Origin of the sequence: Enterobacter cloacae complex sp. P24RS, from assembly GCF_014982165.1 — a bacterium.
Classification (GTDB): Bacteria; Pseudomonadota; Gammaproteobacteria; order Enterobacterales; family Enterobacteriaceae; genus Enterobacter; species Enterobacter quasihormaechei.
Genome location: NZ_JADCKU010000014.1, coordinates 137,743 through 146,819, shown reverse-complemented (window position 1 = coordinate 146,819; position 9,077 = coordinate 137,743). Strand labels below are relative to the sequence as shown.

The following is a 9,077-nucleotide window of genomic DNA, read 5'->3' as shown; positions in this document are numbered from 1 at the left end:
TCACAAACCATTTAATATCTTTACTACATTTAATAATCCACAATTTTTCCATACCGAGACATGGTTCAGAATCTTCCGCATATTCTGAGTTATATTTCCTGTCCGGTATAAGATATTGGGCATTAACGTTTAGTACTACATTGCACCGACTATAAGGCTCATCTTTCCCTGGTACACCCTCGTGGTTAAAAACAAAAGGATATGCATACTCAACACCTAATTTCATAAAAATATAATAAGGAGGAAACCCAACATCTGGAGCATTAACCTTGTATACTTGAGATAAACCGTAAGGCTCCCCTTCTTTAAAAGTATAGTTTTTTACTGCAGCTGATACATCCGCAGCATTCGCAAGCACACTTGGTGAATAAAAATTAATCACACCAGCCAAGCTCAGCAATATAATTGCATTTTTCATAATCACTCAAGAACTCATTCACACTGCATCGTATAATTAACTGTAATTTCTACCGTAAGCATCAGGCTTCAGAATTGCAATTTTATAAATCTTAATTTTCATCAAATGAGATGGACTCAAGAAGTTTCAGTGTCTTTTTAGATAAATCTTCACCAGTATTCATTACAGCACTGTATCCTGAACCACAAAGAGCGTTATTATCGTGAATCAAACAGAAATAAACACTTTCACCGACACTTCCATCATTGAACTTAGCCATGCGGTTGACAGCCATAAACCCATTTGAATTTTTACCTTTCACCTTCATTAATGATAGATGATTAGGATTTCCATTTTTTACATATGTTTTATCAGGGACTAGTTTCCAATCTTTGTTTTTATAATCGTAAATAATTTTATTGTCTGAACTGCTAACATTAATACCTTTATTGTTAACCTGCTGACTATCATACCCGGCTTCAAAAGCCTCTCCTGAATATAGGCAGCTCCATTCAGATATAGGATATTTTTTCTCGAAATATTCGTCATCAGTTAACTTTGGATATTCATAGTCACTGAAGTGTACATTACATGAATCAAAGCTAGATGATGAAGAAATATCAGCATTAGAATCAGATGACAAACTTCTAATTACTGATGGACTTCCATCATTAGCAGTAGTCGCAGAAGCCATAGCGAAAGAACTGATGATACTAAGAAAGAATGACATGCAAACTAATTTCATAACGTTATTTCCTATGCTTGTATCCTTCCGGAAAATCTACTACTAAACTACCGGAAGCATTCGGGAATTTATTTTCGGTTAAAACAGCAATTGCTACACCGTACGCACAGCATCTCGAATCAAATCCATTGAGTGAACGATGATAAAGTGAACCGATTCGACCAGGCAAATTTACTGCTGCACTTGCTTCCCAAAAACTAGGGCTCCTATAGTAATATTTAACCCCAGCATTTGAGTTAACTGATACTCGTTCTAAAACATGCTCTTTATCAGCATATTTAGCCATTTTATTTTTAACCCAGTAAAAGCCGGCACTATCCGCAGCTAATATGCTCGATGAATCACTATTGCTAACTTCGTTTCTCAACTCAATAAACTCTGTTGAAAGCGTAGGGAAGTGACGATCTTGCAGTGTAGCATTAGATCTATTTCCAGGAGGCTGAGCTGCGATTGAAGCATAGGTATTAACCAGGATTTGTCTAAGTGGTTCCTGAACAGTTTTCCCAATATATTTAAAGTAATTCAAATAATTGTCTGGGTTAGTTAATTGGAGGAAACCCCGTCCATACCATGGTGCATACCAAAGATTGCTACCATTTCCCTCGTGAAGAGTACTTAGCCAACCCGTTTCTTGTATTGCATTTCCTAAAAAACATGCAATTCTAAATGAAGTGTTAATACAATACTTCCTCATTGCATAGTTCAAATTTGAAATTTGATTGCTTAAAATAGAGCCGGACTCTCTTAAATTTGTATTAATCGCTTCCCAGGCATATCGATTTCTACCGGACTGTCGAAGTGCATGGCTGGGTACTATTTGTTTCATTTCAGAAAAACTCAACCAACTACAGTTCCTTAAGTGGTTAATTATCACCTTAGGCTCGAAATGCCACAGTCTTCCGCTGCCGAGAGATCCTGAATCAAAGCACAACGCTTCTGCATGGGCCTTGAATTTTGCATAATCTGCTTCCGTCATCGGAGCACGCTTATCATCCCCCGTTTTCAGCCATGAAAAACGGGTATCGATCGTACTTTTTTCCCATTCGAACGGGAAATGACAGATTAACTTTCCACACTGATTATTGTACTCACCGTCCTCCTGCAGCTTCCTGATTATGGCTGAGCTACACTGACTGTTACTGTCAGCATCGTCATCGACCAGCTGCCAGCCCGTCCAGTGAGGAAAATCAGCGTCACTGAACTTTTTGATATTCGCGTCAGCAAGATTAACCATCCCTTTGCCACCCGGGTAATTCACGGTCATCCATAATGGCGCATCTGCCGGTGCCAGCGTTTCGTGCTCCGTATTGATCACCCGGCCAAAACGAAGCAGTTCAAACCCCGCGCTGGGGCTTTCCTTATAATTCCGCATCGCGGTTTTATAGAGATTATATTCGTAGTCTTCACCGTCAGCATTCACCAGAGGGTCGCCCAGCAGATCATACTTCCCGTCAGTCTGTGTATTTTTCTGGCGGGTCACCATCGTGCAGCTGCCTTGTGCCAGAGTCATACTGACATACAGCGGCGCACTGCTGGTATACAGCTCCGAAAGACCGGTTATGGAAGTACTGTTATCTGCGGGTGCCTTGTCATAAAACTTCGTTCCGGCCGGAAGATAAAAGTGAATATCGCCGTAAACTGCATCGGTTCGGCCATCTTTCGACACATCCAGTTCACGGGTCGTTCTGCCCGCCAGCTTGCTGATATTGTCGTCATCACAAAAAATCTGGAAATGGAATTCATTCTGACCACTGCACATTCCTGAAGAGCCCAGGGGGGCTTTACGGTATATTTTTGCATCCTGCTTTATTTCTTCCTCCAGAAATTTCATATGCATGCACAGTGAATAGAATACGACCTTCCCGTCTTCTCCGCTTCCGATCTCCGTTTCATGCTTCAGCAACACATAGCCGTCATCTGTCGGTCCGAGATAATTGAGTGGTTCTGCATCCTTAGACGACGATGGCTGGCGGAACGAAACCACCACGCCATCAGCAATTGCCCGTATTTTTCCAGGCGGCGTTCCACTATCTGTATGTGTAATGTGAACACCACCATGCCAGGATTCTGCTCCGTTTAAAGGAAATCCCTGAACTGAATTTACCGGCATCATTGCACCAGTCCAGTCGGCATCAGTCTGGGATGCAGTTCTGTTTCTCAGAAACGGCGGGCTGATAATCATGTTATGACTCCGTGTCAGGAAAATAGGAAATAGCTGGCTGGCCCAGGAGCTTCCGGACCAGCATCAGGGGCATCTTCAGCGTTGTCTGGATTTTCTTGAGGTTTGCTATCAGAGCTGACAGGCTCTGATGCTACCGGGGCAATACTCGGAAAATCTTCTGGTTTATTTGCCTTTAGCAGCCGGTCATAAAATCCTGCCCGTGTCCGGTAATCCCCGAGCGTCGCCGCTTCAATCGCATTCGCGTCCAGCGTGATATAGCTTCCGCCACCGTTCAGCGTGATCTTCTTCTTCGCAAGGATCCTGATTTCATCTTCCGTGCTGACAATGCTGATTTCCTTGCGTGCCAGCAGTTCCATCAGATCGTTCTGCGCCTGTACCTGCACTGGTCCCTGGTTCGCGATAAGCCTGATACCCATCTTGCGGACAAACAGGCTCAGGGCGTTGCCCACCCCGATGAACAGATTTTTTACCACGCTGACGTCCGCATTTTTACCGGCCGTGGCAATCAGGTTCTGGCCAGCAGACACCTGAAGATGTTGTCCGCTGGTCAGCGCCATACCGTCCGGTGCGCTCATCAGCAGCACCGATTTTTTCAGGTCCGTCAGATGCTGTTCCAGCAGGGTGATTTGCGCCTGAAGGTCTGCCGGATTCGCCGTCGCCGTCCGTGCATCATCCGATATCGCCTGCATCTGCGCCCGGGCATCACCTAGGTGGATCACCGCCGGCTTCATCTCCAGCACCTGACCCTGCGCCTTCGCCTGCGCGTCCGCGCTGATAAATATCCCTTTCTGCGCCCGTATCGCACCCCAGCTGTCCGTCCTGAGCTCAAACCCCTCGCCGCGCTGCTGCTTCTCGTTGTCGACCAGGTGCCCGAGGTTCAGCTGGCTCTTGCCGCCATACTCTGTGCTGACCTTGATGTGCTCTTTCCCGCGCTCGTCATCAAGGCGGATTTTGTTGTTCGCCGGGGTGCGCAAGACGTTACGTTTGTAGTTGCGGATGGAGACATGGTCGCCGTGCGCCGAGTCATGCAGCACGCCGGCAATGTACGGCCGGTCCGGGTTGCCGTCTTCAAAGCCAATCGCCACTTCGGTGCCCGCCAGCAGCGGCAGGTGCAGGCCGTAGGTGTCCCCCGCATACGGGCGGGACTGACGGACCCACAGGCTCTCGAACCCGGTCTCCCAGTTCTCACGGTCAAACAGCATATTGACGCGATAGCGACCGTCCTTGTCGATATGCCCGTAGGTGTCATTTTCGGTGGTGCTGGTGACGCGGGCCGGTAAGGTGCCGGCCATTACCGGGCGGCTGCCGGGTTCCGGGCGAAAGCAAAAGTCCGCGCTGTCCGGGATGCCGTCAAACCTGACGCAAAAGTCTGCATCACGCCGGGCATGGCTGTGCATCGCCGTGACAACCACGCCCTGGGTAAACACCTCCGCCACTTCGTACCCGCCGGTGACTTTCAGAAGCATACCCGGTGAAAGGATCGGGCAGCTGGTGAAGGCAACGGTCTGCGTCTGGCCATTCAGGTAGCGCTCATGACGGATGCGGGCGTAAAACGCCCCGGACTCCGCTGTCGGGTTGCGATCATACGCACTTCCCTGCGTCAGATAATTATCGCCGTAATGATAGGCCTCACCACAGGTGGTGGTATCCCCGCCGGTCGCGTCAACCCGGGTGTTCATGTCCTCCGTGGCCTGACGGTAGTTGTAGTCGCGTGTGCTGACCTCCTTCTGCACCACGTTATGGTGGCTCTCCATATCCCACACCGAGTCCACACCCTGTGAGTGCTGCCCTGACGGCGGTACCGATGGCAGCGTCAGGCCTTTCTCATACCCCTGCTGGCTGTCGTAAAACTCCACCACGTCGATGTTCAACCGCGTATCGGTGGTGAAGCGGAACCATATACCGACCTCACCCAGCAGGCGGGTGATAAAGTGCAGGTCGTCCTCAGCGTACTGCATCACCTGCTCACGGCGCGGGTACTCTTTTGTCAGTGAGAACAGGAAATCCTGGCCGCGCATGCCGTGGCGCTCGCGCAGGATTTTTTCCACGATTTGCGGAACCGACATGTCCTGGTAAATCGCGTTCTGGTGCGAGCGGTCAAGCAGCGCCAGACGCGGCTCAAGCGTCAGGGCGTAGTGGGTTTCATCTTTTGACGTGCTGAGGCGTTCAAAACCGGTCACCACGCCCTGAATCACCCGCACCGGCTGCTGTATTTTGATACCGTAACCCTGGTCAACCGGAGCCTGAAGCGTCAGGGAAGCCGCTTTCATCAGCATCATCTCTTTGCTGATGGCATGGTCCGCGCTGGTAAATTCAGTACGGTAGCTGAACGGTGTGCTCAGGGCTTCATCGCCCTCAAATGCCAGCACATCAAGCCCTGCATCGCAGCCCTTCACCAAAAGCAGGTGATGGCTGTGGCTGAATCGTAAGGGAAGATTACTGCTCATGCATGCTCACCTTCTGTCCGGTCAAACTCGAGCACTATGCCCTCTTCCTCATCCCAGCCAAGCGTAAGATGCTGCAGCTTCTGCCCCGCCGCCATCTGGCTCAGCAGCTGCTGGCTCAGGACCGGCAGAATCTGCTGATTCAGCAAACTGTCGATATTACGCGCACCGGTATCTGGCAGCAGGCAGGCGTCGGTCAGCGCGTCATATAGGTATTCAGCGATGGTGGTCGTCATACCGTAGTGACGCGCCAGGCGCTGGCTCATCTGGCTCAGCTTCATGCCAACAATCGTTCGCATTGCAGCCTGAGCCAGCGGACGGTAAATCACCGTCTGGAAGCGCGCCAGCAGCGCGGGCTGGAAGTGTTCGCGCAGTACCGGGCGCAGCAGCTCATGCAGGTCCGGCTCTGTCGCTTCCGGCTGTTCATCAAGCATCTGCATGATGAGATCGCTGCCGAGGTTCGAGGTCATCAGAATCACCGTGTTGCGGAAGTCAATTTCACGCCCCTCGCCGTCGCGCATGAATCCCCGGTCAAAGACCTGGTAGAACAGGTTCATCACATCCCGGTGCGCCTTTTCCACTTCATCCAGCAGCACCACGCTGTACGGGCGCTTGCGGACGGCTTCGGTCAGAATGCCGCCCTGACCGTAACCAACGTAGCCCGGAGGTGAGCCCTTGAGCTGAGAGACGGTGTGCGGCTCCTGGTATTCCGAGAGGTTGATGGTGATAAGGGATTTCTCGCCGCCGAATAACTCGTCCGCCAGTGCCAGCGCCGTTTCCGTCTTGCCGGTGCCGCTCGGTCCCACAAGCAGGAACACGCCCTGCGGGCCATTCTCTGGTGCAAGGCCGGTTTTACTTGCTCTCAGGCGCTGCGCGATGGCGTTCAGCGCCGCGTCCTGGCCAACCACCCGCCCGCCAAGGTTTTGCTCCAGGCTCAGCAGTTCCGTCTGCTCATCCTTCATTAATGACGAGAGCGGTATGCCGGTCCAGTCGGCGATAACGGTTGCGACGGTACGGGCGTCCACGTCCAGCCCCAGCAGCGGCGTATTTTTCTGTACGGCAGTAAGCTGCATCTGTAGTTCTGCAATCTCCCCCTGACGGGAGATATCAGTGCGGCAGGCGAACAGTTCTTCCGTCAGCTTCAGCTCCTGACCGTACTGGTTTTCCCGTTCGTCGAGCTGCAAAATGATGCGGACTTCTTCCTGTTCGATGACGGCCAGACGTTCGCGGTGGGCGGTATTGCCCACCGCGATATCCTCCAGTAGCGCCTGTTTCTCCATGGCAAGTGCCGTAAGTTGCGCCTTCATGCGGGTCAGCGGCTCCGGCACCGTATCTAGGCTCATGCGGATACGGGCAGAAGCGGTATCCAGCAGATCAACCGCCTTGTCCGGGAGCTGGCGTCCGGTCAGATAACGCCTGGACAACGTGACGGCGGCTTTTACCGCTTCATCGGTAATATGCACGCCGTGGTGCTCTGCGTAGCGTGACTTAAGTCCGCGCAGCATCAGACAGGCGGTGTCGTCGTCCGGTTCGTCAACTTTAACCATCTGGAAACGACGCTCCAGCGCGGCGTCGCGCTCGAAGTACTGTTTGTACTCGCTCCAGGTGGTGGCGGCGATGGTTCTGAGTTCACCGCGGGCGAGAGCCGGTTTCAACAGGTTTGCCGCATCGGCGCCGCCCGCCAAGTTGCCCGCGCCGATAATGGTGTGTGCCTCGTCAATAAACAGCAGTACCGGTGATGGCGACTGTTGCACCGCTTCGATGATGTTTTTCAGGCGCTTCTCGAACTCCCCCTTCACGCCCGCTCCTGCCTGTAGCAGACCGAGATCAAGGGTGCGCACCGAGACCGGCTTCAGCGCATCCGGCACATTGCCCTCCGCAATTCGCAGTGCCAGTCCTTCCACGAGCGCGGTCTTACCGACCCCCGGCTCGCCGACCAGAATCGGATTATTTTTACGGCGTCGGGAAAGAATATCCACCATCTGGCGGATTTCATTGTCACGACCAAAGACCGGGTCGATCTTCCCTTCACGGGCGCGGGCGGTAACGTCGAGGGTGAACTTGTCCAGCGCGCTCTGCAACGCCGGGGTCAGCTCTCCTTTTATATCGGCATTTACCGGACGGCCGACAAACTCCACCTCACCGCCCTGCGTAAGCTCCGCTTCCTGCTGCACCTCCGGGCGTTCATCCGACTGCGCATCCAGAAGCCCCCGCAGGCGCTCAAACTGGCTTTGCGCCAGTGTCAGCAGCGGCCACAGGCCGTCGCAGCGCACCAGTTTTGGTTTTTCCACCAGGGCCATCAGGAAGTGAATGCTGCGGATGTGCTCTTCCCCCGCCAGCGAAGCGTGCAGCCAGGCCCCCTGCATCAGAGCCTGAACGCTGTCCGACAGCTGCGGGCGGCTGCGCACCGAACGCGGCAGGCTGTCCATAAAACCCAGCAGATCCTGCCATATCGCATCCATATCCCATTCGTAGCGTCGCGCCAGCACGGTCAGGTCGCCTTCGCCCTGTTCCAGCAGCTTCAGCAGCCAGTGTTCGGGCAAAATTTCCGCATGGGCGCGGGTCTGGCAGAGGGACGCGGCGCCTTCCATCGCGCGGGCACAGTAAGGATTTAGACGGCGTAACAGGATGGCTGGATTTTCCATGAGACTCTCTCTTTAACAGTTCCGGACACGCTACCGCCCGTCGCTGTTCCCTGTTATTCAGGAACCCAAAGCGCATCAGGTCAGGCAGGCAGATTGTGTAGTTTTTTGCTGAACGCCCGTCAGTGCAGGCGCTCAGCAAAAAAAGCAGACGGCTGACCGTCTGCTCGGGCACTTACGCAGTGGCGCGTTCGTTCCAGGAATCGGAATGAATGATGTTGCCGTCTTTGTAAGTCCAGGTGATTTTTTCGTAGCGCAGCTCAATCTGCTCAAGGTGGTTATGCTTCTCGAAAGCAGGATCCTTGATGTCATGCATCTTCGGATTCACTTTCACCAGCTTCACGTTCTCAAGCTTCGTGTTGAAGTACTCCACTTCCTGACCCGCGTCGTTGATTCTGTACCATTTGAATTCCGCAGATTTCAGGGTCTGGCCCGTGGTCACCGCCTTGTACAGGTACGGGCTGGAGGAGTCGATTTCCTTGGTGAACAGGAATGGCGTGTGGATACGCGTGCCGGTCAGCTTGCCGGTGTTGTTATCGGTCGGGATGTACAGGTTGTGCTCCTGAGCCACCACTTCGATACTACCTTCACGATCCTGAACGTCCACAGACCCTTTAATGTCCGCGCCGCCGTCGTCCTTCAGCCACAGATAGACTGGAATTGCCAT

6 protein-coding genes are annotated in these 9,077 nt (G+C 52.5%); all 6 read right to left on the bottom strand.

All coding sequences use genetic code 11. The annotated features are described in order from the left end of the window. A partial coding sequence (locus INF58_RS15815) for a hypothetical protein (protein ID WP_193528061.1) occupies nt 1-418 on the bottom strand: 418 nt, incomplete at its 3' end. Between the two features lie 91 nt (nt 419-509). Beyond that, complete coding sequence (locus INF58_RS15810; protein WP_193528060.1) at nt 510-1,091, bottom strand: hypothetical protein; 582 nt, start codon at nt 1,089-1,091, stop codon at nt 510-512. A 55-nt stretch (nt 1,092-1,146) separates the two neighbouring features. Next, a complete protein-coding gene (locus tag INF58_RS15805) occupies nt 1,147-3,324 on the bottom strand; it encodes a M23 family peptidase (protein ID WP_193528059.1) in 2,178 nt (725 codons plus the stop codon). 14 nt (nt 3,325-3,338) lie between these two features. Then, the gene (locus INF58_RS15800) at nt 3,339-5,771 is read right to left on the bottom strand and encodes a type VI secretion system Vgr family protein (RefSeq protein ID WP_227415109.1); all 2,433 of its coding nucleotides are present in this window, start codon (nt 5,769-5,771) and stop codon (nt 3,339-3,341) included. Next, nucleotides 5,768-8,413 carry a type VI secretion system ATPase TssH gene (tssH, locus tag INF58_RS15795; RefSeq protein ID WP_193528058.1) on the bottom strand — a complete coding sequence of 882 codons (2,646 nt, stop codon included), beginning with the start codon at nt 8,411-8,413 and terminating at the stop codon, nt 5,768-5,770. Before tssH ends, INF58_RS15800 begins: the two co-directional genes overlap by 4 nt. A 172-nt stretch (nt 8,414-8,585) precedes the next feature. Then, nucleotides 8,586-9,077: a type VI secretion system effector Hcp gene (hcp, locus tag INF58_RS15790; RefSeq protein WP_009653685.1), complete on the bottom strand. Its 492-nt coding sequence runs from the start codon at nt 9,075-9,077 to the stop codon at nt 8,586-8,588.

What these genes read in the sequence shown, in the direction of transcription:
- INF58_RS15810 (WP_193528060.1), bottom strand. Translation starts at nt 1,091, where the DNA reads ATGGCTTCTGCGACTACTGCTAATGATGGAAGTCCATCAGTAATTAGA.
- INF58_RS15805 (WP_193528059.1), bottom strand. Translation starts at nt 3,324, where the DNA reads ATGATTATCAGCCCGCCGTTTCTGAGAAACAGAACTGCATCCCAGACT.
- INF58_RS15800 (WP_227415109.1), bottom strand. Translation starts at nt 5,771, where the DNA reads ATGAGCAGTAATCTTCCCTTACGATTCAGCCACAGCCATCACCTGCTT.
- tssH (WP_193528058.1), bottom strand. Translation starts at nt 8,413, where the DNA reads ATGGAAAATCCAGCCATCCTGTTACGCCGTCTAAATCCTTACTGTGCC.
- hcp (WP_009653685.1), bottom strand. Translation starts at nt 9,077, where the DNA reads ATGGCAATTCCAGTCTATCTGTGGCTGAAGGACGACGGCGGCGCGGAC.